This is a genomic window from Mesorhizobium sp. LSJC280B00, assembly GCF_000502835.1.
Lineage (GTDB): Bacteria > Pseudomonadota > Alphaproteobacteria > Rhizobiales > Rhizobiaceae > Mesorhizobium.
On the sequence record NZ_AYVL01000024.1, the window covers coordinates 1 to 24,298 of the forward strand.

Genomic DNA, 24,298 nt, shown 5'->3' on the forward strand with positions numbered 1-24,298 from the left:
GGCTGATGGAGGCGTTCCCGACCTACACGCTCACCCTGCAGAGACAGATCAACCCGTGGCGGGACAAGGTGTTCGCCGAGCGTTACGTCGAGGCGCTGGGCATCTCCGGCGTGCCGGAGTGATCGTCGCGTTTGCAAAGATGCCCTCTCCTGCGCGTCACGTCCGGCCAGGCGACGTCCCTTGATCCCGTGTCGCTTCTGGAAGGATAGTTCTCTGGCCGGCTTGTCCGAGGTGAGCGCGTAGAGCAGCTGTGAACAGCCGGCGCGAAGGCCGACGGACGGTTCGGCAAGCAGGACTTCGCCTATCTACCTGATCAGGATGTCTATCGCTGCCCGTCCGGAGCGTTGCTGACCTACCACTACAGCAACGTCGAGAATGGCATGACGCTGCGTCGCTGCTGGTCGACCGCAGCTTGCGCGGCCTGCCCGATCAAGCGGCAATGCACGCCGTCCAAGGAGCGCCGGATCACCCGATGGGAGCGCGAGCATGTCGTGGAGGAGATCCAGCGCCGGCTCGACGCCAATCCCGACGCCATGCGGACAAGGCGCGAGACGGTCGAGCATCCCTTCGGCACGATCAAGGCCCGCATGGGCGCCACCCACTTCCTGATGAAACGCCTCCACAACGTCCCTTGCCTGCCCATGTATGGCCATGGTTGTTCCAGCGCTTTCGCGGCGTCAGCTATCGTCTTGACTACCGTGGCGTTGCGATCAAGGTAGACGCCGGCATTGTTGTCGCTCTCCGCGTTGGGCGGCTCAACGCGAAGGTAGGGCCCGAGGTTGCATGAACGGGTACAGATTCCGACCGTGAAGAGCGTGCAGCGATGAACAGGCAGTAGAACCTCGGCTGTCGGCGCCATTTGCAAGATAGTTGTGCATGTCGGTTGCAGCGACCGCGGCGTGGCCGAATGCTACGGCAAGCTGATTGATCTCGTCGACGACGTCCCCGGCGGCACTATTGCAAGGTCCAAGGCTGACACTATGGCAGCAAAAGTCTCGCGACTAGAACGAGTGCTCAAGATAAAACCCGCCGCGCTCCGAAGCGCGACGGTTCGATCGAGCGTTGCACCAAGCACGGGGGCTTGGGGTCTGGTCGGGCTGTACCCCTGTGTCGCGGATCGTGAGAAACGATACGCGCGGTGCCAGTTTGCGTCTACCAACGCCAGTGGGACGAGTGTCCGTAGCCGGTTGGGGCGTGACGATCATCGCGAATGTCCGCTTCTTACACGCCGTTGACTTAGCCAGCCCAATGGCCCTTTCAAAATGCCTTTCAAACGCGCCGGCCCATATCCTTCCGACGTCGATCTTTGCCAGCGGATTTTCGACCAGATATGCAGCGACCAGCATATCGCCCGCTCATCCTTGGACGCCGAGCACCTAGCCCTGGAAATTTTGGTCGCCTTGCAGGAGGCTGACGCGGATGAGGCTGAGCTGCTTGAACTCGTCAGATCGAAACGGCGGGATACTCGTCATCTCAGAAATCCTGCAGTGAGGCATGGCGGAAGTCTTCTTCGCCCCTGAGAGGATGCTCCACGGGGACCATGATCCCCGGCCTGGATTCAGTGCGTGGTCGGCCCCTTTGGCAGATTCTTGGATGCTCGCTCACGCGTCCAGTCGGCCGTCTGGAACCTGCGCCAAACTGCCAGTTCTGGACAATGCCAAAGCACTCTCCTGTGGGGCATCGCGATCACCCTTTTGTTGCCCTGCTGGCCATATTCGTCCTCGGGCCCTCCTAATCGTTGCGACAGCAGGATTTGACCTGCGGGCGCCGGGTCGCTCCATCCTGGCTTGAGCTAAGCCGCCACTTCCGGCGTTTCTCCTCTCGATCGCGGAGTCGAGCAGCGACGAGCTGACCTGTCGTGATGACGACTGTCCCCTTTCTGCAGTTGACGGCGAGCGGCGCGGCATTGGGGAAGCGCCGGCCCGCGCTGGCATTAATCAAGCCGATGAGCAATCAGCTGGCGAGTTTGCAATAGTCATCAACATAGGGCTACCGAGCGGGAGCCATCGTCATTCCAGATGGCTTTCATCGCCGCCTGCGCCGCCGTGAGCCGAGGACGGCAGCGAAATCTTCCTTATCCGCACAAAGGGCATATAGTGGTAGGAACAAGAATATGGTCGGTTTCCAAATCTCATAGCCGGGCAAAGGGAGTTGAATGATGTCCACGAACAGCAAAGGTTTTTCGCGTCGCTGGGTCCTCGGCGGCAGCGCTGTCGCCTTCGCGGCCGGTCCGTTGGGAATGCCGTTCGTGCGAACGGCACACGCGCAGGTGGCGACCTACAAGGCCGGCGTTATTACCTCGCTGTCGGGCGAGAACATCCTCGGCGGCAACCTGACCAAGCGCGGTTACGACCTGTGGGCGGCGGCCATCAATGCCAAGGGGGGCGTCGAGGTCGCCGGCGAGCGTTTCAAGGTCGACATGTTCTACGGTGACGACCAGAGCAACCCGGCGACCGGCGCCGACGCCGCCGAGCGCCTAATCGTGCAGAACGAGGTGGACGTGCTGTTCGGCCCCTACACCAGCGGCTCGACCATCGCCGTGCAGCCGATCTGCCAGAAGTATCAGGTGCCGATGATTTCCGGCTCCGCGGAATCGCCGAACGTCTGGAAGGCCAAGCCGGAATTCAACTTCGGCATCATCCCGGCCGTAGACACCACTGCCGGTAAGTCGCTGGCCGTGCTGGCGAAACTGTCCAACCCCACGGCCAAGACGATTGCGGTGATCGGGGTCAACGAGCCTTTCTCGAAGGAAACCGGCGAAGGTTTCCGCGACGGAGCCAAGGAGGCCGGGCTGGAAGTCGTCGCCTACGAATTGGTGCCCGCCTCGGGCGACCTAACCCCAGTTATCTCTAAGATCGCAGCGCTCAATCCCGACATCGTCGCCGTCGGCGGCCATGAGGAGCCGCTGATCAATGTCGTCAAGACCTCGAAGTCGCTAAACTTCCGGCCCAAGGCGCTGATAATGCACTACGGCGTCACCGACCCGGCCTTCGCCGAGGCGCTGGCCGCGGACGCCGACGGCACCTGCGGCGTCTCGGTGTGGCTGCCATCGGTTCCGTACAAGGACGACGTCTTCGGCACCGCAAGGGAGTTTGCCGAGATGGCGCAAAAGAAGTCCGGGCACGAGCCCGACTACACCGAAGCGGCCTGCGCGGCCAGCGGGCTCGTTTTCGGCGATGCCGTCAAGCGACTCGGCAAGAAGCCGGCACTAACGCCCGAAGACAGGGTGGCGCTGAAGGACGCGATCGCGGAGACAGACATCCAGACCTTCTATGGGCCGATCAAGTTCGAGAAGGAAGGCAACCACTACCATGACAACGTCCAACCGGTTCCGGTGCTGATCCAGATTCAGAGCGGCAAGACGGTGGCGGTGGGCCCGAAGGAGGCCGCGTCGGCAAACCTCACCTACCCGCTGCCGGCCTGGAAATAAGCGGCTTCGGACAGGGGGTGGGCAGCCTCATCGCCATCACCCTGTCTGGGGGAACGACGACGGTTGCGCGTGCTCAGAAAATAACGGACCATGCCTAGAGTGCGGCCGCCTTGCCGCGGCACCCCGCGTTTTTTTGGTTTGGCTGACTGACGGATGGTTCCCGCCTTGGATCTTTTCCTACAGACCTTGCTGAACGGCCTTCTGATCGGCGGCGTCATCGCCACCTTTACGATCGGATTCCAGCTCGCTTTCGGCGTGCTGCACGTCATCGATTTCGCTGTGGGCGGCTGGGTCGTACTGGGTGGCTATCTCGGGTACTACATGGCCGCCGGACTGGGCGTAGACGGATTCCTGGCGATCCCCGTGGCATTCGTGCTGTTCGGCGCCATTGGCTATCTGATTGGGCCGATCCTCTACAATGTCCGCAACAGCCGCACGGCGCGGCCGGAATTGATGGCGCTGGCACTGACCTTCGGCCTGTTCACGCTGCTACGCGGCGGCATGCTGACCGCGTGGGGCTTCAATACCCACAGCGTTCCGACGGCGTTGAGCGGCGAGAGCCTTGCCGTCGGGCCGGTGACGGTGCCGCTGATCCGCGTGGCGGCGGCGGTGTTCGCCATCGCCATCGCCGGCGGGCTGTTCCTGTTCCTCTACCGCACCCGCTATGGGTTGGCCATCCGAGCGACGGCCGAAAACCGGCAGAACGCTGCGCTGATGGGCGTCAACATTCGCCGCCTCAGCGCCAATGTGTACGGGCTCTACGCAGGCATCACCGCCATGGCCGGCGTGCTGATGGGTGCAATTTTTTCAGTCAATCCGGAGGTCGGCCTGCGCTATACGCTGTTCGCGTTCTTCGTGGCTGTGCTTGCCGGGTTGGGCTCCGTCGGCGGTGCCCTTGTCGCCGCCTTGCTGCTCGGCGTCATCGAAGCCTTCGTCGCGACCTATGTCGGGTCGAGCTATTCGCTGCTGGCGATCTTCGCCACGCTGTTCCTCGTCCTGCTCCTGTCCCCGAGCGGGATCCTGCGACACGGCCTGTGAGGCCGGACATGAAGCAACGCCGGACCGGCCTCCTCCTGCTGATTGGGGTGATCATTGTGCTGGCGCTCCTGCCGATGCTGGTCAACAACTACTGGCTGCGCATCGCCACCGGCGCGCTGATGTGGGCGGGGCTGGCCTGCTCCTGGAACATGCTCGGCGGCTATGCCGGCTACATCAATTTCGGCCATTCGGCTTTCTTCGGGCTCGGCGCCTATGTCACGGCGCTGCTGATGGGCGACAAACTCGCCTGGCCCTTCTTTGCCACCGTCCCGGCCGGTATCGTGGTGACGGCGCTGTTTGCCATCATGATCGGCGCGCCGACACTTCGCCTGCGCGGCGCCTATTTCGCTATAGCCACCTGGGCCTTCGCCGAGGTGCTCATCCAGTTCACCTCGGTGATGGACTTCACCGGCGGCATTGGCGGAATTGGGCTGCCGCCCTTTCTCGACGAGCGCTTCTTCTACTTCGCCATGTTCGGCGCGGCTGCGCTGACCTACCTTATCACCTGGGCGCTGTTCGAGCGGTCGCGTTTCGGGCTGAAGGTCAAGGCGCTGCGCGACCACGAGCCGGCTGCCGAGGCAATCGGTATCAACACGTCGCTGGTCAAGCTGCAAACCTTCGTACTCAGCGCCGTCACCGCTTCGGTGTTCGGCGCGATCTTCGCCTACTGGGTCACCTTCATCAATCCGAAAAGCGTCTTCGGCGGCGACATCACCGACCAGATGGTGGTAATGGTGCTGCTGGGCGGGTTAGGCAGCCTGTGGGGGCCGGCACTGGGCGGTGTAGGGCTGTTCGTCGTCAACCGCGTGATCTGGATGTACTGGGGCGACACCGCCTTCTATATCGCCATATTGGGCGCGGCCATCGTGTTGGTGGTGCTGTTCATGCCGAACGGCATCGCCGGTCTGTTTTCGCGGGACGGGGCCAAGTCCGGCGCCGTGCTGGACAAGGCGGTCGGCAAGGTTGTCGGCGACGGCCAAGGAGGGCCCAATTGAGCGTGGTCGAGGGCAAAACGGCCGGGGCCGGCGACCCTATCCTCGTCGTGCGCGAACTCTACCGCCATTTCGGCGGCATCAAGGCTGTCAACGGTGTGTCTCTGGAGGTCGGTCGGCGCGAGATCGCCGGCCTGATTGGGCCCAACGGGTCCGGCAAGTCGACTCTGTTCAGCCTGGTGTCGGGCACGGTGGCGCCGGATCGTGGCCAGATCCGCTTCGACGGTCACGAAATTGGCGGCCGAAAGGCTCACGCGATCGCGCGGCTGGGGCTTGCGCGCACCTTCCAGATTCCGGCCATGTTCGACAATATGAGCGTCACCGAAAACCTGCTAGCGGCAGCGGCCGAGGGCCATTGGCAGGGCGCCCGTGATCGGGCAGCCGAAACGCTGGCGCTGCTCACGCTGGACCATGTCGCCGACAATCGCGCTTCGGACCTTTCGGGCGGCCAGCAGAAGCTGCTGGAGTTCGGGCGCGTCATCATGCGCCAGGCCACGCTCATTTTGCTCGACGAGGTGACGGCGGGCGTGCATCCCAACATCCGCAAGATCATCCTAGAGGCCATCGCGCGGCTGCGCGAACACGGCATCACCTTCCTGGTCATCGAGCACGACATGGAGATGGTACGCAACGTGTGCGATCGCATCATCGTCATGGATGCAGGGCGCGTCGTGGCCAGCGGCTCTTTTAACGACATCGTTCGCAATTCGGAAGTTATGCAGACCTATCTGGGGCGGCCGCAATGAGCACCACCCTCACCGCCGAAAACATCGTCACCGGCTACGGCAAGCAGGAGATCGTCCATGGCGTTTCACTAAGCGCGGAGGCTGGTAAGATCACCTGCATCTTCGGACCGAACGGCTGTGGCAAGTCGACCCTGCTAAAGGCGATTGCCGGCGCGCTGCCGGTGTGGAGCGGCACGGCCAGCCTGGGCGATGCAACGCTCTCCAACCTTGCCGTCCATGAGGTGGTGCGCCAGGGGCTGGTGCTGATGCCGCAGGGCGGCGGTGTGTTTCCGCGCCTCACAGTGATGGAGAATTTGCGCATGGGGGGCTACGCCATCGCGGACAGCCGGCTAGTCGAACAGCGCATCGAGGCGGTGATCGAGCAATATCCTTCTTTGGCGCGGCGACGGCGAACCGCGGCCGGTTCGCTTTCTGGCGGCGAGCAGGCAATGCTTGGGCTGGGGCGAGCGCTGGTCTCGGAACCGCGCTTCATTCTGCTCGACGAGCCTTCCGCCGGATTATCGCCGGCCATGGTCATCGAGACGCTCGAGCGCATTGGCAGCCTCACCGCGCACGGCATCGGCATCGTGATGGTGGAGCAGAATATCCGTGAGGCGATGCCGATGGCAGACAAGCTTTACATCCTGGCGGCCGGCGAAAGGCGCTTCGAGGGAAAGCCTCAGGATGTGCGCGACGATCGGCAGATCATGGATATCTATATGGGTGGAGCGTGAGAGGGCATTTGCAGTTCTGCTCTTGCGGTCGCAATCCTAATCATTCAGCTCGTTTACTAGAGATTACTTATAGACGCCCGGACGCAAGGGGCAGCGAGGTAGCCGCTCTGCGCGCCAATGCTCGAGCCGACTTCTCGCACCTCGAAACCATCGCAAAACCTGAAACCACCAACGTCCTGTCTTTTTCCTTTTGCATGCCGACGTTCGACGATCCCAGCGTCCGTGGCTTGCCAGTCTGGTCAGCGACGCCGGGCGAAATCATCGTGAAAAAGTGCTAGCTAGTTTCCGTCCACAAACGCCAACATATTGATATTGTTGGTGAATCGGAGTTTTGCGCAGGCAAGGCCCGGCGGTTTCAGGTACACTTTGGTCTCATGCCACTGATTCCAAAGCACAATCTGCAACCGCCGGAGCCGACAATGCGCCAAGAACGCACCGTCCAAGCCAGCATATTCGATCTTTTTGCCACGCACGAGATCTGCCACGAACTGAAGGCGATGTCGCAGTGGCTGGACGAGCACCACAATCTGCTTGGCTTGGTGACGCGAGACCTGGTTCGGAGCAGCGTCAGGGCCACCGGACGGCAAGGCCTACCTGCCGAAGCGGTGTTGCGCTGTGCGCTTCTCAAGCAATACCGGCAACTGAGCTATCAGGAACTGGCATTCCACCTCGAGGACTCAGCCTCGTTTCGCGCCTTTGCCCGCCTGCCGTGGTCCTGGAACCCGCAGAAGTCGGTGCTGCAAAAGACGATCAGCGCGATCCGACCCGAGACCTGGGAAGAGATCAATCGGGCGCTGCTGTCGAATGCCCGGCAGGTAAAACTGGAAGACGGTGCGGTCGTGCGGCTGGACAGCACTGTGACCTCGGCACTCATGCACGAACCGAGCGACAGGAGCCTGCTGTGGGACGCTGTGCGGGTCATGGTGCGCCTGTTGAAGCAGGCTGATGCCTTGGCCGGTGGCGCCGGCTTGGAATGGCGGGATCATTGCCGCGCGGCCAAGAAACGCGCCCGCAAGATCCAGTTCACACGCGGCCCACCCAACCGCATCCAACTCTACCGTGAACTGATCGCGATCGCCTGCGCGACCTTGGCCTATCTGAAGCAGGCGACGGAACGATTGGCTGTGGCGAGCACTCAGCTCATCACACTGTGGCAGGCCCAGGTTCGTCACCATCGGCCGCTGATCGAACGCATCATCAGACAGAGCGAGCGGCGGGTGTTGGCCGGGGACTTGGTGCCAGCCAGCGACAAGCTGGTCAGCCTGTTCGAGTCCCATGCCGATATCATCGTCAAAGGCAGCCGCGACACCGAATACGGCCACAAACTCAACCTGACAACCGGCAGGAGCGGCATGATCCTCGATCTGGTGATCGAGGCGGGCAATCCGCGCGACAGCGATCGATTGCTGCCGATGCTGGAGCGCCACGTCGGTATCTGGGGCCGGGCGCCGCGGCAGGCGGCGGCCGACGGCGGCTTTGCCAGTCGCGACAATCTGGCTACAGCGAAGACCTTGGGCGTTCGCGACATGGCATTCCACAAGAAAGCCGGCCTCAGGATTGAGGACATGGTTAGAAGCAATTGGGTTTACCGCAAGCTGCGCAACTTCCGTGCCGGCATCGAGGCCGACATCTCGTGCCTCAAGCGCGCTTACGGCTTGGCGCGCTGCACCTGGCGCGGTCTTGATCACTTCAAGAGCTACGTCTGGTCCTCGGTCGTGGCCTACAATCTCGTCCTCTTCGCACGTCTCAAACCGACCTGACGTCGAGCTATTGCGCGGATCAGCAGCCCGCCGGCAGGCGCCGGCTCCATAGCCATGACTAACTTCCGTCCGGCGAGTTCTTTCTGGCGCGATCCATTGGACTTCGCGTCGGCCCGGTACCGCAAACGACGTCCTTCCTGCGGCAAACCTCCGTAAACGCTCACCAAAATGGGCGTTTATGGACGGAAACTAGCTAGTTCCCGTCCATCAACGGCAAACGGTTGATTCTGTTGAATGAATCGCGGCTTTGCGCGAGCAAGGCCGGCGGTTTCAGGTATCTTGGATCATGCGACTGATTCCAAAGCCCTGCCACCGCCGGAGCCGACAATGCGCCAAGAACGCACCGTCCAAGCCAGCATATTCGATCTTTTCGCCACGCACGAGATCGGTCGCGAGTTGAAGGCGATGTCGCAATGGCTGGATGAGCATCGCGACCTGCTTGGCTTGGTGGCGCGCGATTTGGTGCGGGTCGACGTCAAGGCCACCGGAAGCTCGCAGACCAGGTGATCATCAAGGGGCTTCGCGGTATTTTGTTTCCGTCGCTGCGTCATGCCGGCGGGACGAATCTGGTGATCTTTCCAGCCAATCTTGTCGAAGGCGATGTGGTTGAAGTCCATGATCCCGATCACCGATTGCCACGCGATCGGTCATCCTGGACGTGAGATTGCCGAGAGTCGAAGAGACCTGTCTGCTCATGGCATCTCGCCTTCAGCGACGATGTCCACCTCATCATCACGCTCCCCGCTCGTCTGGCCAACCGGAATATCGCCGGCGAGCAGCTTGTCCTTGGACAGCAGGCCAGCGTCCTCGAGTGCCTCGAAATCCGGCAGGTCGCGCAACGTGTCAAAGCCGAAGTGGGTCAGGAACTTATTGTGACACCAATTAGTCAGGAGACGCCGAGCTGGCGTGTCTTTGAACATTTGCGACGCATCTTGTCCTGGTAATGCACGAGTTTGTTGCCTGCTCGCACAAAGTGCTCGAAACCGGTAAGGTCCTGGGTTAGAAGAGCTGGCAGGATGCCCCTTATGAAAAACCCGACGATGGACGATACCGACGATGGGCGCCCGAATGGCGGACGCAGCGCTCTGTTCACGCCGCCCGGCGATGCGTCCGGCGCGGAGCGGGTTTCGCGCCGGCGCAAGGCGCTGCTGTCGTCCTCGATGGTCGGCTCGACCAATCGCGGCCGTGTGCTGCAGGCCCTGTTCGATCTTGGGCCGACGAGCAGGGCTGAACTGGCCCGCCTGGCCGGGGTCAACCGCACCACCATTTCCGGAATCGTGCAGCCGCTGATCGACGATCAGGTGCTGGTCGAGAGCGACCCGGTTCCTCCCAGTCCGGGCGGCGGCAAGCCGGCCCGGCCGCTGTGGTTCTCGCCCAATGCCCGTCCGATCTGCGGTGTGCTGCTGATGCCGGATGCCGTGCATGCCTGCGTGGCGACGCTCGACGGCAAGATCGAATCGGAACGCAAGATGGCCCTGCCGGACGGCAGGGGGCCGGTCCGGCCAATCATCGAGGCGATCGCCGAATGCGTCGGCGACACTCTCTCCAGGGCGCGGCGCACGCCTCTCGGGATCGGTGTTGGCGTCGGCGGCATGGTTGACACCGATCGCGGGTCGATCGTCGCTGTCAATCTCGCGCCGGCGCTCGACCGCTACCCGCTCGCCGACGATCTCGGGCGACGCTTCGGCCTGCCGGTCAAGCTCGACCATCATCCGCGCGCCTTGCTGGTCGGCGACCGCTGGTTCGGCGCCGGGCGCGGCGTCAGGCAATTCGCGGTCGTCTACACGGGCGAGGTGCTGGGCGGCGCACTCTATTTCGACGGGCACCTCTATCGTGGCACGGCAGGCGCAGGCGGCGAACTCGGACACACTTTCGTGCAGCTCGACGGCGAGCCCTGCCGCTGTGGCAGGCGCGGCTGCTGGGACACCATTGCCACCTTGAGCTGGCTCCCGCGCGAGGCCGCCCNCCCTGCCGCTGTGGCAGGCGCGGCTGCTGGGACACCATTGCCACCTTGAGCTGGCTCCGGCGCGAGGCCGCCCGCGCGGCTCTGCCCGAGCCAGACCTGATCGACTCGGCCCGCCTTGTCGACATGGCGGCGCGGCGGCTGCCGGGAGCGGCGGAGCTGCTCGACCGCTATGCCCGCAACGTCGCCGTCGGCATCGCCAATCTGCAGCAGACGGTGGCGCCCAACATTTTCATCATGCATGGCGATGTCGTGCTCGGCGGCGATTGCCTGCTCGGCGCAATCGCGGAGCATGTCCGCGCCATGGTTCCGTCACGACCCGGCGGCGCGATCGAATTCATTGCCGGCGATGCAGGTGACCGGGCCGCCCTCCTAGGCGCAGCCGGTCTGGTGATTTCCGAGCTGCTGCAGCTTCCGATCTAAGTGTTCCGACATCCAACTATCCAGCGAGCCCCGGATAGCTCTGGAACCAGGGCTGCATACGCTCGAACTGAGCCGCCATCGCCAGAACGGCTTCGTCGGCGTGCCGCCGCCCGATGATCTGCAGGCCGACCGGCAGGCCCTGCGCCGTCAGGCCGGCCGGAACCGAAATCGCCGGATGGCCGGTATAGTTGATCGGATAGGTCATGCACCAGCCGATCAGCGGATCGACCGCCTCGCCATTGATCGATGTCGGCCCGATCGTGTTGCCGTCGGGGGCATTCTTGACGGGCGGAACGGCCAGCGTCGGCGAGACGATCAGGTCATGGGTTTCGAATACATCCTCGAGGCCGTCATGGACGCCGGTGCGCAAAAGATCGTCGAGCGCATGGTCGACGGCGGACACCTTGTAGGCGCCCTCCAGCATGGCGAGGAACTGCGGGGTGAGCACCTTGGCGTGCTTGCCCATCAGGTCGATGCCCTCCTGTTTCCAGTACACGGCGATGGCAGCATAGTGGATCGAGATCGTGCGCACCCAAAGCGCCGCCAGTTCGTTGTGATCGGCCCTGAAATCGAGCTCGGCCTCATCGACCTCAATGCCATGTGCTCGCATGACATCGACGGCCCGGGCAACGACGGTGGCGACCCCGGCTTCGACCGGAAAATTGCCCAGTCGCGGGCTGTAGGCGACGCGCAGTTTCGGCGTCCGCCCGGCAACGGCGCCGACATAGTCAACGCCGTCATCCGGCAAGCAGAACGGGTCGCGGTTGTGAGGCCCGGCCATGATCTTGGTCATCAGCGCGGCGTCCGCAACGGTGCGGGTCAGCGGTCCGATATGGACCAGAGGATGTCCCCACAAGAAGGCGTCGGGGCGAGTCACCGAAGGAATGCGGCCGAAAGAGGGCTTGAAGCCGACGGTGCCGCTGAACGAGGCGGGAATGCGGACCGAACCGCCGCCGTCCGTGCCTTGCGCCAGGGCCGCCATGCCGTCGCCGACCGCTGCCGCACTGCCGCCGGACGAGCCGCCGGAATTGTAGCCGATCGCGAAGGGCGTGCTGGTCGGCCCGAAGCGCAGATTGTCGGTGATACCTTTATGGCCGAACTCCGGCGTGTTGGTCTTGCCGAGCACGATGGCGCCTGCGTCGAGCAGGCGCTCGACCGCCACAGCACTTGTTTTGGGCACCCGGTCGTGCACCGCCCACGACCCCATCGAGGTCGGCACGCCGGCCATATCGTCGAGGTCCTTGATGCCGACAGGGACGCCATGCAGCGGTCCAAGCGGACCGCCTGCCATCACGGCCTTTTCGGCGGCCCGCGCAGCTTCCATCGCCTGGTCGCCGAGAACCAGCGTATAGGCGTTGACCACCGGGTTGCGCGCCTCGATGCGGCGCAGATAGGCCTCGGTTACTTCAACCGGCGACAGGTCGCGGCGCCGGATGCGCTGGGCCAGTTCCGTGGCCGGCAGGAAACAGATCTGGTCGTCTGCAGAAGTCATAAGCCGTTCCACCTTGTTGGGTGCTATTTGATGAACACTGGATTTGCCGCGCCGCCGGTGCCCTTGCTCACTTTGACCGGACTGGCGCAGTAGAAGCCTTCGTAGCGGCGGTCCGAGGCACAGTCGGCGGCCAGCAGGTCGAGCGATGCCATTTCGGTGAACGCCACGCCCAGATTGCGCATCAGCGCAGCGTGCAGCACCAGCATCAACCCGGTCTCGGGCTCGTAGGTTGTCTCGTTGGCCAGCGTGTCGGTAACCAGACAGGGGATCTGCATCTCGTCGAACCAGCGCACGAGGTCGAGGCTGAAGGTCAGTCCGGGTTCCCAATATCCATCGCCGACGCGCTGGCTTCCCGCCGCCAGTGCGCCGACCCAGCCGGTGCGAACGAGAAGGATGCTGCGCGGCAGGATATCGACCGCTTGGGCCCGGGCGCATTCCATGAGGTCGCGATGCGTGAATGTTTCAGCGCGCTCAAGGGCCGGTTTGCCGCGGAACCGGGCGATGTCGAGCAGCACGCCGCGTCCGACGATCCCGCGCTCCGCGATCGGCATGATGCTGGCCTTGGTCATGCCGCCATTGGTACTGCTTGCCGCGAAGCCGTTCCAAAGCGTGTCGTCGAACCACATGTGGCCGAGCGCGTCGCAATGCGTGCCGGCCTGTGCGAAGCCGGTGACATAGTCGTCTGCGAATTCGAGGCCGCCGGCAAGCGGTTGCCAGTGGCCGTTCTCGAAGCCGGCCTTGTCGGCGACCATGAAATGCTTCGCCGGCCAGCGGCCGGGAAAGACGGCATCGCCCTCAGAGGTCCCGACCGGCACGCCGAGGGTGAAGGTGCGGCCGTCCCGCACCGACGCCAGGCCGCGCTTGACCTCGTCGGCGGTCAGATAGTTGAGCGCTCCGATCTCGTCGTCGGCACCCCAATGCCCCCAGCGGCTCGGCGCATTGCCCAGCAGCCGGCGCAGCGTCATCGTTTCAGTCGCGCTCATGCTTCCGCCTGCGCGGTCGCCGGCTGCCTGGCGCCGGTGATATAAGCGACGACGTCCTCCATGTCGGTGCCGGAACTTGCGAGATCGGCGACCTTGCGGCCCCTACGCATCACCACCACGCGGTTGCACACCTGCCAGAGATGATCGAGATTGTGGGTGACCATGACGATCGTCAGCCCCTGGGCGCCGAGTCGTTTGATGAGGTCGAGCACCTCACGGGATTCGCGTACGCCGAGCGCCGCGGTGGGCTCGTCGAGCAGCAGCAGCTTGTGGCCCCAAAAGGCACCGCGCGCGATCGCCACCAATTGGCGCTGGCCGCCGGACATGCGATCCACCGGTTTGCTGCGCACCCCGGGGATCTCGATGTGCAGTTCCTCGAGGCCGCGCATCGCGATGTCGCCCATCGATTTGCGGCGGATCCAGCGCAGCAGCGCCGGGCCGCGGCCAAGCGCAATCTCGCGGCCGAGAAAGAAGTTTTCGGCGGCAGTGAACGTGCCGATCAGCGACAGGTCCTGATAGACCGTCTCGATGCCGAGGCGTTGCGCTTCGGACGGCGGCGACAACTTTTGCGGCCGCCCTTCGAGGATCACGTCGCCGGAAGTTGGGTCATGCGCGCCGGCCAGGATTTTGATCAGCGTCGACTTGCCGGCACCATTGTCGCCAACGAGGCCGAGTATGTCGCCCCTGGCGATGTCCAGCGAAACGTCATCGAGTGCCTGGATGCCGCCAAAGCTGCGGCAGATCCGGCGCAGGCTGAGCAGCATCTTCTGCGCCATGGCCTATCCCCTCGCATAGCGGCGGCCAATACCGCCGAGCGCTACGGCGACGACGAGAAGGCAGCCGGTGAACAGGAACTGCGTGAAGATCGGCGCGCCGATCATGGCCAGCCCATTGTTGCCGACGGCGACCGTCAGCACGCCGATCAAGGTGCCGAGGATATGGAACTGACCCTCTCGCAGCGCCGCCGAACCGAGGAAGGCGGCCGAAAACGACGTCAGCATGAAGCTGTCACCCGCCGTCACCTGGCCGGAGCCGAGATTGGAGGCCATCAGCACGCCACCGATAGCAGCACAGGTGCTGGCGATGGCGAAGGCAACGATGCGGCTGCGATCGACGGCGACGCCGGCGCGGCGCGCTGATTCCGGGCTGACGCCGATGGCCTTGATGTGTTGGCCCTGCACTGTTCGGTTGAGGATCACCCACAGCAACGCAAGCACGACGGCCATGATGATGACGAGGTGCGGCACTCCGGCAATCCGGCCGATCGCGATATTGGTGAATTCGCGCGACTGGGTGAGCTGCAGCGGAATTCCGCCCGAATAGGCGTAGTTCAGCCCGACGACGATGGTGCCCGTGCCAAGCGTGGCAATGAAGGCGTTCACCCCGATCTTCGAAACGACAATGCCGTTGACAATGCCGATGACCGTTCCGAGGCCGACGACAAGGAAGATGGCGGGTAGGATCGGCAAGCCACTGCTGCTCAACAGCCCGACCACGAGAAGCCCGCAGAAACTCGCGACATAGCCGATACTGAGGTCGAAATCACCGGCGACGAGGGGCACGGTGAGGCCGGCCGCGACAATGGTGCCGATCGCCATGTCGTTTACGATGTTGCGAAAATTGCCGATGGTTGCGAAGGTCCCCGGCTCCAGCACCGAGAAGATCCCCAGCATCGACGCCAGCACGATGATGGTGCCGTAGGTTCCAAGCAGGCGCATGAGCAACGCGCGCCGCTGTCGGGCATTGGGCGAGGCATAGCCGGTCTGCGTTGACGGCAGGATGCGGGGCGCCTCTGCCGGAGCGTGGGTTTCGGGCAGGGAATGATCAGCGGACATGGCGGCTCTCATGACAGCACTCCGGCCCGGCCAGGCAAGTCCGGCCCAGACCCACAATCAGGAGAGCTTACTGCGGATTGTCCTTGATGAACTTGTCGACGTTCTCTTTGGTAACGAGCGTATAGCCTGGCACGAAGGATTTGGGCTTCCACTGGTCGCCGGCTGCCAGGATGTCGGGAATCTGATCGACTAGCATTTTGCCTGCCGAAGTCAGATCGACACCGAGCGTGGCGGTCATCGTCCCGTCCTTGACAGCCTGGACAGCGGGCGCCGTGGCGTTGAACGAATAGACCTTCACGTCGCTGCGGCCGTTCTGCTTCAGCGCCGCGATCGCGCCCATAGCGTTGTCGTCATAGCAGTTGAAGATGGCGAACGGCGCCTTGGCGTTGGCATTGGCTGCAAGCCAGGCGCTGGTCGCGGCCTGCGACGATTCGGCAGCACCCGGGATGCTGATCTCGTGCGAGGTCGCCTTGAGCCCCGGATTTGCCTTGACCGCCGCATCGAAGGCGTCGGCTCGTTCGCGGCACGGAATGCCGGGATGGTAGGTGAGGTCGAGTACAGTTCCGGACTTGCCGATGTCCTTCAGCATCAAGTCGATCAGCGGTTGCGCAGCACCGGTACTTGCAGATAGCGCGATCCCGTCTGCCATGCCGCCGCCGGCCGAAAGCACGGGGATCTTTGCGTCCGCCGCCGCCTGGAGCCCGGCCGCCAGGCCCGTCGAATCGAAGACCGTGACGATGATGGCGTCCACCTTCTTGGTTGCCAGCTGCTTGATGCTGGTGATCGCTTGCGAAGGATCGCCATTGGCATTGAGCGTTTCCACCGACCAGCCCTTAGACTTGGCTTCCTGGCTCATCGTGTCGACCATCTGGTTTGTGTCGACGTCGGATGTCGAGAAGGTGACGATGCCGATCGTCAGCTTGTCATTCGTGGCGAGGGCGGTCGACGTGAAGGATGCTGCGACGAGCGCTGCGGTCGAGAGTTTCTGAAAGCGGTTCACTGTGCGTATCCCCTGTTGACCGAGTGTTCCGGCTCACCTCCAGACCGCGCAGCAGCCCAGCTTGGGCGCCATCTACAGGTCGTCACAGTCAGTCTGTTTGTTCGTGCGAGCCACGTACTAACTATAGGCACAAGCTCTTATGCCGCGCAACGGCTAATTTCAACCGGCTTTGGTCACTCGAGGTTCAATCGCTGTGGGGCTCTTGGGGCAAGCGCGCAGCTAGGCCGCCTTCTTGATCTCCGCGACCTGAACGCCCAGTCGGAACGCCTGACCGTCTGCGAACGAACGCGCGTAGCTCTCAGATGTAAAAGGGACCGTGGTGGTGGTGCCGTTGACCGTCACGCGAACCGACCACTCTTTGTCCCTAATGATTTCAACGGCATGTTGCTCATGCGCAGCCATGCATTCCTCCCAGAATCTTCCGTTGAGGATGGGAGGATAGCGTCGTAAAACTGGTTTGCATGCAAATAATCCGACACCGCGACGTCGAAATGTCGAAACACGCACAGCTAGGCTTAAGTCGATGGCCTCGCCTTGAGCTGTTCGAGGTGTTCCTTGGCGAGGTTGAAAAGTGCGGTGGCAGTCTCTTCAGCCTCCGCCCGGAAGCGGACATCGCGGGTGACAATGCTGGAGGTCATGTTCGCGCCAACTGCGGATGCTTGAAGCGACCGCTCCGTCGGCTCAAAGAACGTTCCGCTCCGCCGGGTTTCGCTCTATCAACTCCGCCACAAGGCGTTGAAGCCGCCAGAGGCTGCTGTCATGTATGCCTTTGGCTTCGAGGTGAGAAACCGTGTTGAACAGGTATTCGGCCCCGCTTCCCCAATGACCGCAGGCCAGGGCCAGGACATCGGCAACGGCTTCAAGCGACTGACGATCGGCATAGAGAGGTGACGCGCGGTTCATCACAAAGGCCAAGGCCGAGATTGGCCCGGAAGCGGTCGCCACCGTGATCCACCGGGGCATGCTGTTGGCCGGCTTGTAGGTGAATTCGCGTCGAAAGAGTTTGCCGAATTGGCGTTCGAGGTTGTCCTTTGGCAGGTCGTACAGGACGCCGCTGCATTGCCCCCCACGATCGAGGGCCATCATAAGGCCTGGCTGCTCCGGCGTGCCCCGAAAACGGGTCATGCGAAAGCAGAAAGCGCGATGCCACCCACGAGCGAGGCCTACCTGCTCACCGATATGCTCGATCTCCGGCTTCCAGATCAAGGAGCCGTAGGCGAACAGGCGGGTCGGTGCTTTCGGGGCCGGATGAGTTCGGATCATTTGCTCGACCCAGCTGTCGTAGTCGGCATCGGTGTGTAGCTCGGCACCTGGCGTCAAACCCTGGTCCTGAACGACCTTGTGGACCCGCGCGACGTGGTCCGCGGTCAAGGTCAGCTTTCTCATTTGGCTCGGCATCCCGTGCTCCATCGGATCAGGATCGCGTATCCTTGGCAGATACTACGGGCGTTGCAAGATACGAACCGATGCACGGCGTGAATGAGTCTTTGCCCCCTCACCGATGACAGCAAAGCGCCCCGCATATTCGCCCTCGAACGATTCCATGTGGTTTCGGCAATCTAGGTTTGGGAGACGCTTTTCTACTCACTGTGAAACCCTGACCAACAGCTTGCCGAAATTGCGGCCCTTGAGAAGACCGATGAAGGCCATCGGCGCGTTCGCGAGTCCCTCGACAATGTCCTCACGATATTTGACCTTCCCCGCTTGGAGCCAGGCCGAAACGTCCCTGCGGAAGTCGTCGATCTGCGCGCCGAAATCAGAAACGATAAAGCCTTGGACCGTCCATCGCTTCGTCAGCACTGCTCTCATGAACGCAACCAGACGGTCTGGACCAGCCGGAGGTCCTACATCACTGTAATGGGCAACCAAGCCACAGAGGGGGATGCGGGCAAAATCATTGAGAAGCGGAAACACGGCATTCCAAACATGCCCGCCAACGTTCTCGAAATAGATATCGATGCCGTCCGGGCAGGCGGAGCGCAACTGCTCCGCGAGATCGGCAGCATGATGGTCCAGCGCGACGTCAAAGCCGAGTTCTTCCCTGACATAGCGGCATTTCTCAGCGCCGCCGGCAACGCCAACCACCCGGCAGCCGTGCAATTTCCCGATCTGGCCGACCAATGAGCCGACCAACCCGCTGGCCGCTGCAACCACAAGTGTTTCGCCCTGTTTCGGCCGGCCGATATTGAGCATTCCGGTATACGCTGTCTGGCCTGGCATTCCGAGGACGCCGAGGGCCGTCGAAATGGACCCAACATCCAGGTCAACCTTCCGCAATCCCGTGCCGCTTGAGACAGTGAATGTTTCCCAGAAAGGGGAGAACGCGCGCTGCACGAGATGCCGAACTACGGCTCCTCGCACCGGGTGGTGATCATGGCGCTGGTCAAACTCAACCGGCTGGACGAAGCGCAGGCGGCGGCGCGGCGGCTGATGGAGGCGTTCCCGACCTACACGCTCACCCTGCAGAGACAGATCAACCCGTGGCGGGACAAGGTGTTCGCCGAGCGTTATGTCGAGGCGCTGGGCATCTCCGGCGTGCCGGAGTGATCGTCGCGTTTGCAAAGATGCCCTCTCCTGCGCGTCACGNACGTCCGGCCAGGCGACGTCCCTTGATCCCGTGTCGCTTCTGGAAGGATAGTTCTCTGGCCGGCTTGTCCGAGGACTGAGCGAGTAGAGCAGCCGTGAACAGCCGGCGAGCTCTCTGTTGGGTTCGCGTCGAACTTCCGGTTTCCACCCGAGTCAGTCCTTCGATTAAATTCTCCCGGCAATTTTACAGTTGAGCCTGCATTGCCTTGGGTGCGCCAATAGCTGCCGTCGGACCGTCTGCAAAAGTGTAAACGCGTATCGGCGGTAGCTAGCTCAGCGTCGCCAACAGGCGCGCGGCAGCCTTCAAATCTTCCGTACTCGCGCCTTCTACGAAATGCTCCGCAACCGATTGCAAGAGCTCGCGAGCGCCGTCGATCTCCCCTCGCCCAGCCATCAACGTTGCCATATCAATTGCGGTTCGCAGCTCCCATGCCCGCGCGCCCTGACTCCGGCTCAACTCCAGTGCCTGCATTAGGTATGCGCCGACCTCGTCGCGATTGGGTTCCGACAGTTGTTGGAGAAGAAGGCCTCCGTTCATCCGCAGCAACTCCGGAAGGTACAATTGGTCACCGTTCTTTTCGACTTGACCAAGTGAATCACCGATCAGCGCGACTGCTTCGTCGACCTGACCGATCGCGGATAGTCCTCTAACCAGCGAGAGGTTGAGCTCGGTCGTGAGCAATTCGTAAGGTGCTGCGTGGAGCTTTTGGAGAGAACTCTGGAGGCCCCCGACCCCACCTGTCGCATCCCCGTGCCGGATTGCGACTTCGCTTTTGAATCCCCGACCGACCAGCAGGTAAGGGGCCATGGAATGGGACTCGGCGCGGGAAATGAGCATGTCTATGTATGCCTCAGCACTCTCCAGTTCGCCTGCCCACAGGAATACCGATATTCCCCAGATCAAGGCTATCGCCAGCGTCAGCGAATGATCCATGGCGGCAGCCTCATCGATGGCCTGCCGGGCGCGTTCCATGGCTTGATCCGGGTGGCCTTGCAGCCAAAGGTTCCTCGCCAGAATAGCCTTGGCCAGGATTTTGCCTTCGAAACCGAGATAGATCGTCGTGGTTCGCTGAGCGCGCGGTCCGCGATCCAGCGCTGCCTCAAGCTCCGCGCGGGCTTCGGCCAGGTCACCACGAAGGTGAAGCGATATCCCCAGAATGGTATGCGCCAACGCAATCGCGACCGGATCCTCCAGGGTCGCGGCTATGGCTGAACAGCGTTTTGCAAACTGGAGAGCGGTCACGAAATTGCCTGTCCGCAGGTGGAACATGTTGAGCGGACCCAGCAGGCGCACTTGATCCAAGGTATCACCGCGTTCTTCGGCAATCGCCAGGCTTTTCTCCAGGGCGACGCGCGCCGCATCACGCCCTCCCCGCATGAACATCAGGGACACACCCAAGGCTGCCTGGAGATGCATCTCGTCAAGCCCGCCAAGAGCGGCATCGTCGAGAGCGAATATCGCGCGTTCTGACCAGCGATGACACTCCGGCAACAAGGACATCGCCAGGAAAACAGGCGCGGCAGCAGTGGCAAGTCCGATGCCGATATCGGCGTTTCCGCCCTCGCCGAAGCACCATTCCAGAGCGGCCCGCACATTGTTGATGGCGGCGAAGTGAGGAGCCCGCTCCTCGCCGGTCGCCAGACCTGGCCACTCGATACCTGTTTGCTCAAGCCATCTTCGATAGTAGGCGGCGTGGCGCACCGCCAGATCGGCGGCCTCGGCGTCATCTATGCTGATTTCGAGGACGTAGGCGCGCGTGGTATCCAGGAGCCGATAGCGCATCATCGCTCCGAGCGGGCGCGTCGCTATGATCGACTTGGCAACAAGACTATCCATGGCATTAAGAACGGTCGACCTGTCGAGGGCAGCGCTTGTGACGACTTCCAAGACCGCATCGAGCGTGAAATGACCAAGGAATACAGCGAGCCTGCGAAGCACTGCGCGCTCCAGGTCGGTAAGTAGCCCAAAGCTCCAATCCAGCGTGGCCTGCAGGGTCTTTTGACGCGGTGGCGCGGTCCGCGATCCCAGCCACAGCAAAGTCAGACGTTGATCGAGAAGCGCGGCGGTTTGTTGCAATCCATAAGACTCGACCCGCCGGGCCGCCAACTCGATTGCGAGCGCCACACCGTCAAGCTTTCGACAGATGCTTGCGACGATCAGGGCCTCCGCATCGCTGACATCCAAGCGCGCGCCACTTGCCACCGCGCGCTCCACGAACAGTTGAATGGCCGGGAACGTCTGGACAACCGCCGCCGTAAGCCTTGGGTCGTCCGGCGGACAGGCAAGGGCATCCAATCGGTAGATATGCTCGCCTTCGACCCGAAGCGCTTCGCGACTTGTTGCCAGAATGTGGACCTGCGACGCCGCGTCGATGATGCTTGCGGCCAGAGGCGCCACCGCATCGACGAGATGCTCGCAGGTGTCGAGGATCAAAAGCATCCGCTTGTTGCGCAGGTAGGCGATCAGATTGGGCGTCGCGTCACTCGATTGAACCGACAGCCCAAGCATGGAGGCGACGGCGGTCGTCACCAGGTCGGGATCGCCGAGCATTCCCAGGTCGACGAACAGCACAGCGCCCGCGAAGGCGTCAATGAGGTGATGTCCGACCGCGATCGCGACGGTGGTTTTGCCGACGCCGCCCGCGCCAACGATTGTGACGAAGCGCGACGCATTCAGTCGAGTCGACAGCTGGAGAACGTCGTCGTCCCGGCCAACCATTCGGCCCAAGCGGCTCGGAAGATTCGCGTGCGGAAAACTGGCGGCAGCTGCAGGCTCTTCATCGCGCGGACCGCCGATCTGCGAGACGGGCGCGATGAAGCAATAACCCCGCCCTGGTAGTGTCGCGATGTATCGTGCGCCGTCCTTTCCGTCACCCAGCGCCTTGCGGAGCCTGGTCATGTGAAACCGCAGGCTGCCTTCCTCGACTACGACATCGGGCCAAACCCGCGACATCAGATCCTTTTTGCCGACGATTTCATTCGGCGTGGATATCAGGACAATGAGAATGTCCAGTGCACGCGAACCCAGCGCCAAGGGAGCGCCGTCTTTTGTGACGAGCCTTTCGCTCGCAACCAGATGGAAAGGACCGAACGACAGTCCGTCCTTGGCCTGACCTGCCACTATCGTCATGGCGCTTCTCTCGGAGCCGCCCGCCACCAAGCCGATAGTCTAAGTCAAGTACAACACCTGCACCATAGGTGAACGGTGGCAGGACCCCGCTGCCCGGAGCCACCAGCGCTGACAGCGACTAACAGGGGGCTCACAACACATAACGGGCGATTCTCGTCCTGCGGGCGTAAGTTTTCGGCAGCACCGAGCACCCCCCAGGAGAGACCCATGAATACGACCAAGACTCCCGAACTAATCGATCAGGACCGCCGCCTGGTTTTGAGCACGGCCGCAATGGGCATAGCCGCCGTAGGTACTGCCAGCCTGCTCCCATCGGTCGCCGCAGCCGCGGGCGATGCGATCCGGCCCTTCAAGGTCAGCTTTCCTCAGGAGGAAATCGACGAGCTTAGCCGACGCGTCGCCGCGACCCGCTGGCCGGACCAGGAGAATGTGGCCGACGACACCCAGGGCGTGCAGCTCGCCACAATGAAGAAGCTCGCGAAGTACTGGGCGACGGATTACGACTGGCGCAAGATGGAGACCCGGCTCCATGCCCTGCCGCAGTTCATCACCGAGATCGACGGGCTGGACATCCACTTCATCCATGTCCGCTCCAGGCATGAGAATGCCTTGCCGATCATCGTCACGCATGGCTGGCCTGGCTCGATCATAGAGCAGCTGAAGGTCATCGAGCCACTCACCAATCCAACTGCATACGGCGGGACCGAGGCGGATGCGTTCCACGTGGTGATCCCGTCCTTGCCGGGCTATGGGTTCTCCGGCAAGCCGACGGCACCTGGCTGGATCCCTGCCCGCATCGCCAAGGCGTGGGCTACGCTGATGCAGCGTCTCGGCTACACGAAATACGTCGCACAGGGCGGCGACTGGGGCAACGCCGTGTCGGAGATGATGGCGCTGCAAGAGCCTCCGGGCTTGCTTGGCATCCACACCAACATGGCTGCCACCGTGCCCGCCGACATCTCGAAGGCGCTTGCCGCCGGCGGCCCGGCGCCCGCCGGCCTCTCGCCCGACGAGAAGCGGGCCTACGACCAGCTCGACGACTTCTACAAGAACGGGCTGGGCTACGCGATCGAGATGAACAATCGCCCGCAGACGCTCTACGGCATCGTCGACTCGCCGGTTGGTCTCGCAGCCTGGATGCTCGACCACGACATCCGCAGCTACGAGCTGATCGCACGCGTCTTCGACGGGCAGGCGGAAGGGCTGACGAAGGACGATATCCTGGACAATGTCACGATGTACTGGCTGACCAACACGGCGATCTCCTCGGCGCGTCTTTACTGGGACAACGCGCACCACCCGACGGGAGGCTTCTTCGACCCCAGGGGCATCAAGATCCCGGTCGCTGTGAGCGCCTTCCCGGACGAGATCTACCAGGCGCCGCAGAGCTGGGCTGAAAAGGCGTATCCGAAGCTTATCCATTACAACCGGCTCCTCAAGGGCGGCCATTTCGCAGCCTGGGAGCAGCCCGCGGCCTTCACCGCCGAACTCCGGACGGCATTTCGTCCGCTGCGCCAGCAAATCTGAACCCCCACAGGGTTCCGCTTGCAGTCACACCTCCTCGACTGCCCAAGGCAACCCGATTGAACCCGAGACAAAGGAGAGCGTCATGTCAGCAATCGCGCAATCTTCCGCATCGCACGAACCCGTCACGAAGATGGCAGCCCCCGTCGAGGACCATGAAATCGTCGATTCAAGCTTTACGGGTATCATCAACGCGCCGATCGAGAAGATCGACATTCCCAACTGGTGCTTCGCGCTGTCGGAACATGAATATCAGGGGTGTTCGCCCGCCCACATAGCGGCCGGTTTCACGACGGCGCCGGATGGCAAGCGCATGTCGATCAATGTCGAGATCATCGGCGGCAGCCTGATGGTGCAACATTATGTCGAGACGCTCGGCCGCAAGGATCACCTCATCCTGGAGTCGGTTTCAGACCTCTTCACGCCTACGGGCCGCACCACGATCCATGTGCATTGGGAGCTGAGCGTCAAGGCTATCGACAGTCGCCGATGTGAGTTTACCAACCATGTCCGGTCCTGGGCCACGAAGGAATTCATGGCTTTCTTCGAGCGCCAGGGCATCCCGTTCGAGGTGCTTCGGTCACAGCGCCAGCCCATGTCGATCGCTCACAACAAGGGCGAGACGCCGCTTTTTGCGGCCAGCATCGAACGAGCCGCGCTCAGGAACTGAGCGGCAGCATCTG

Annotated in this window: 21 protein-coding genes and 4 pseudogenes; 14 read left to right on the plus strand and 11 right to left on the minus strand. The window is 62.6% G+C overall.

The features are described from left to right. Positions 1-179: 179 nt before the first annotated feature. The 9 genes and pseudogenes from X773_RS78370 to X773_RS75065 all read left to right on the plus strand — a co-directional run. Positions 180-629 (plus strand): annotated as a pseudogene (locus X773_RS78370) (transposase); the annotation flags it as partial. A gap of 1,529 nt (positions 630-2,158) precedes the next feature. Then, on the plus strand, positions 2,159-3,430 hold the full coding sequence (locus tag X773_RS65650) for an amino acid ABC transporter substrate-binding protein (protein ID WP_031212438.1): 1,272 nt from the start codon (positions 2,159-2,161) through the stop codon (positions 3,428-3,430). Positions 3,431-3,595: 165 nt separating this feature from the next. After that, positions 3,596-4,468, plus strand: a complete 873-nt coding sequence (locus X773_RS65655; protein ID WP_023679126.1) for a branched-chain amino acid ABC transporter permease — start codon at positions 3,596-3,598, stop codon at positions 4,466-4,468. An 8-nt stretch (positions 4,469-4,476) separates the two neighbouring features. Continuing rightward, positions 4,477-5,463, plus strand: coding sequence for a branched-chain amino acid ABC transporter permease (locus X773_RS65660; RefSeq protein WP_023679127.1), 987 nt, complete (start codon positions 4,477-4,479; stop codon positions 5,461-5,463). A gap of 2 nt (positions 5,464-5,465) precedes the next feature. After that, positions 5,466-6,206, plus strand: a complete 741-nt coding sequence (locus tag X773_RS65665) for an ABC transporter ATP-binding protein (RefSeq protein ID WP_156937422.1) — start codon at positions 5,466-5,468, stop codon at positions 6,204-6,206. Next, entirely contained in the window at positions 6,203-6,919 is a 717-nt protein-coding gene (locus X773_RS65670) for an ABC transporter ATP-binding protein (RefSeq protein WP_023679129.1), read from the plus strand. The genes X773_RS65665 and X773_RS65670 overlap by 4 nt, the downstream gene beginning before the upstream one ends. A gap of 419 nt (positions 6,920-7,338) precedes the next feature. After that, on the plus strand, positions 7,339-8,679 hold the full coding sequence (locus X773_RS65675) for an ISNCY family transposase (RefSeq protein ID WP_023679130.1): 1,341 nt from the start codon (positions 7,339-7,341) through the stop codon (positions 8,677-8,679). 327 nt (positions 8,680-9,006) lie between these two features. After that, positions 9,007-9,168 (plus strand): annotated as a pseudogene (locus X773_RS76660) (ISNCY family transposase); the annotation flags it as partial. A gap of 14 nt (positions 9,169-9,182) precedes the next feature. Beyond that, the gene (locus tag X773_RS75065) at positions 9,183-9,341 is read left to right on the plus strand and encodes an RES domain-containing protein (RefSeq protein ID WP_023679132.1); all 159 of its coding nucleotides are present in this window, start codon (positions 9,183-9,185) and stop codon (positions 9,339-9,341) included. Positions 9,342-9,371: 30 nt separating this feature from the next. Here X773_RS75065 and X773_RS0138935 read toward each other — a convergent pair. After that, positions 9,372-9,548 (minus strand): annotated as a pseudogene (locus X773_RS0138935) (segregation and condensation protein B); the annotation flags it as partial. A gap of 156 nt (positions 9,549-9,704) precedes the next feature. On the opposite strand from X773_RS0138935, the gene X773_RS65690 reads away from it, so the two are divergent. Next, the gene (locus X773_RS65690; RefSeq protein WP_348625943.1) at positions 9,705-10,694 is read left to right on the plus strand and encodes an ROK family transcriptional regulator; all 990 of its coding nucleotides are present in this window, start codon (positions 9,705-9,707) and stop codon (positions 10,692-10,694) included. Continuing rightward, positions 10,622-11,065, plus strand: coding sequence for an ROK family protein (locus X773_RS79370; protein ID WP_348625944.1), 444 nt, complete (start codon positions 10,622-10,624; stop codon positions 11,063-11,065). Before X773_RS65690 ends, X773_RS79370 begins: the two co-directional genes overlap by 73 nt. Before the next feature lie 16 nt (positions 11,066-11,081). On the opposite strand, the gene X773_RS65695 is transcribed toward X773_RS79370, so the two are convergent. The 9 genes and pseudogenes from X773_RS65695 to X773_RS65730 all read right to left on the minus strand — a co-directional run. After that, positions 11,082-12,557 carry an amidase gene (locus tag X773_RS65695; protein WP_023679134.1) on the minus strand — a complete coding sequence of 492 codons (1,476 nt, stop codon included), beginning with the start codon at positions 12,555-12,557 and terminating at the stop codon, positions 11,082-11,084. 23 nt (positions 12,558-12,580) lie between these two features. Beyond that, on the minus strand, positions 12,581-13,540 hold the full coding sequence (locus X773_RS65700) for a cyclase family protein (protein WP_023679135.1): 960 nt from the start codon (positions 13,538-13,540) through the stop codon (positions 12,581-12,583). Continuing rightward, the gene (locus X773_RS65705; RefSeq protein WP_023679136.1) at positions 13,537-14,316 is read right to left on the minus strand and encodes an ATP-binding cassette domain-containing protein; all 780 of its coding nucleotides are present in this window, start codon (positions 14,314-14,316) and stop codon (positions 13,537-13,539) included. The genes X773_RS65700 and X773_RS65705 overlap by 4 nt, the downstream gene beginning before the upstream one ends. Positions 14,317-14,319: 3 nt before the next feature. Continuing rightward, entirely contained in the window at positions 14,320-15,375 is a 1,056-nt protein-coding gene (locus X773_RS65710) for an ABC transporter permease (RefSeq protein ID WP_031212446.1), read from the minus strand. A 67-nt stretch (positions 15,376-15,442) separates the two neighbouring features. Then, positions 15,443-16,375, minus strand: coding sequence for a sugar ABC transporter substrate-binding protein (locus X773_RS65715; protein WP_023679138.1), 933 nt, complete (start codon positions 16,373-16,375; stop codon positions 15,443-15,445). Positions 16,376-16,594: 219 nt separating this feature from the next. Next, positions 16,595-16,777, minus strand: a complete 183-nt coding sequence (locus tag X773_RS65720; RefSeq protein WP_023679139.1) for a hypothetical protein — start codon at positions 16,775-16,777, stop codon at positions 16,595-16,597. Between the two features lie 113 nt (positions 16,778-16,890). Further along, positions 16,891-17,013: a hypothetical protein gene (locus X773_RS79110; RefSeq protein WP_023679140.1), complete on the minus strand. Its 123-nt coding sequence runs from the start codon at positions 17,011-17,013 to the stop codon at positions 16,891-16,893. A gap of 43 nt (positions 17,014-17,056) precedes the next feature. Then, positions 17,057-17,761 (minus strand): gamma-glutamylcyclotransferase, encoded by a 705-nt coding sequence (locus tag X773_RS65725; protein WP_245274778.1) that lies wholly within the window; start codon positions 17,759-17,761, stop codon positions 17,057-17,059. A gap of 198 nt (positions 17,762-17,959) precedes the next feature. Continuing rightward, positions 17,960-18,685 (minus strand): annotated as a pseudogene (locus X773_RS65730) (NADP-dependent oxidoreductase); the annotation flags it as partial. Positions 18,686-18,748: 63 nt separating this feature from the next. Between X773_RS65730 and X773_RS65735 the strand changes: the two are divergent. After that, positions 18,749-18,922 (plus strand): hypothetical protein, encoded by a 174-nt coding sequence (locus X773_RS65735; RefSeq protein ID WP_245274779.1) that lies wholly within the window; start codon positions 18,749-18,751, stop codon positions 18,920-18,922. A 307-nt stretch (positions 18,923-19,229) separates the two neighbouring features. On the opposite strand, the gene X773_RS65740 is transcribed toward X773_RS65735, so the two are convergent. Further along, on the minus strand, positions 19,230-22,091 hold the full coding sequence (locus tag X773_RS65740; protein ID WP_023679144.1) for a winged helix-turn-helix domain-containing protein: 2,862 nt from the start codon (positions 22,089-22,091) through the stop codon (positions 19,230-19,232). 273 nt (positions 22,092-22,364) lie between these two features. Here X773_RS65740 and X773_RS65745 point away from each other — a divergent pair, with 273 nt between their 5' ends. Together X773_RS65745 and X773_RS65750 are read left to right on the plus strand one after the other, a co-directional pair. Further along, the gene (locus tag X773_RS65745) at positions 22,365-23,618 is read left to right on the plus strand and encodes an epoxide hydrolase family protein (RefSeq protein WP_051406212.1); all 1,254 of its coding nucleotides are present in this window, start codon (positions 22,365-22,367) and stop codon (positions 23,616-23,618) included. A gap of 130 nt (positions 23,619-23,748) precedes the next feature. Further along, positions 23,749-24,285: a hypothetical protein gene (locus tag X773_RS65750; protein ID WP_023679146.1), complete on the plus strand. Its 537-nt coding sequence runs from the start codon at positions 23,749-23,751 to the stop codon at positions 24,283-24,285. Positions 24,286-24,298: the final 13 nt, after the last annotated feature.

Bases quoted from the DNA above. Each gene is read 5' to 3' on its own strand.
- X773_RS65650 (WP_031212438.1), top strand. From the start codon at position 2,159: ATGTCCACGAACAGCAAAGGTTTTTCGCGTCGCTGGGTCCTCGGCGGC.
- X773_RS65660 (WP_023679127.1), top strand. From the start codon at position 4,477: ATGAAGCAACGCCGGACCGGCCTCCTCCTGCTGATTGGGGTGATCATT.
- X773_RS65670 (WP_023679129.1), top strand. From the start codon at position 6,203: ATGAGCACCACCCTCACCGCCGAAAACATCGTCACCGGCTACGGCAAG.
- X773_RS65675 (WP_023679130.1), top strand. From the start codon at position 7,339: ATGCGCCAAGAACGCACCGTCCAAGCCAGCATATTCGATCTTTTTGCC.
- X773_RS65695 (WP_023679134.1), bottom strand. From the start codon at position 12,557: ATGACTTCTGCAGACGACCAGATCTGTTTCCTGCCGGCCACGGAACTG.
- X773_RS65700 (WP_023679135.1), bottom strand. From the start codon at position 13,540: ATGAGCGCGACTGAAACGATGACGCTGCGCCGGCTGCTGGGCAATGCG.
- X773_RS65705 (WP_023679136.1), bottom strand. From the start codon at position 14,316: ATGGCGCAGAAGATGCTGCTCAGCCTGCGCCGGATCTGCCGCAGCTTT.
- X773_RS65710 (WP_031212446.1), bottom strand. From the start codon at position 15,375: ATGTCCGCTGATCATTCCCTGCCCGAAACCCACGCTCCGGCAGAGGCG.
- X773_RS65720 (WP_023679139.1), bottom strand. From the start codon at position 16,777: ATGGCTGCGCATGAGCAACATGCCGTTGAAATCATTAGGGACAAAGAG.
- X773_RS79110 (WP_023679140.1), bottom strand. From the start codon at position 17,013: ATGACCTCCAGCATTGTCACCCGCGATGTCCGCTTCCGGGCGGAGGCT.
- X773_RS65725 (WP_245274778.1), bottom strand. From the start codon at position 17,761: ATGAGAAAGCTGACCTTGACCGCGGACCACGTCGCGCGGGTCCACAAG.
- X773_RS65735 (WP_245274779.1), top strand. From the start codon at position 18,749: ATGGCGCTGGTCAAACTCAACCGGCTGGACGAAGCGCAGGCGGCGGCG.
- X773_RS65740 (WP_023679144.1), bottom strand. From the start codon at position 22,091: ATGACGATAGTGGCAGGTCAGGCCAAGGACGGACTGTCGTTCGGTCCT.
- X773_RS65745 (WP_051406212.1), top strand. From the start codon at position 22,365: ATGGGCATAGCCGCCGTAGGTACTGCCAGCCTGCTCCCATCGGTCGCC.
- X773_RS65750 (WP_023679146.1), top strand. From the start codon at position 23,749: ATGGCAGCCCCCGTCGAGGACCATGAAATCGTCGATTCAAGCTTTACG.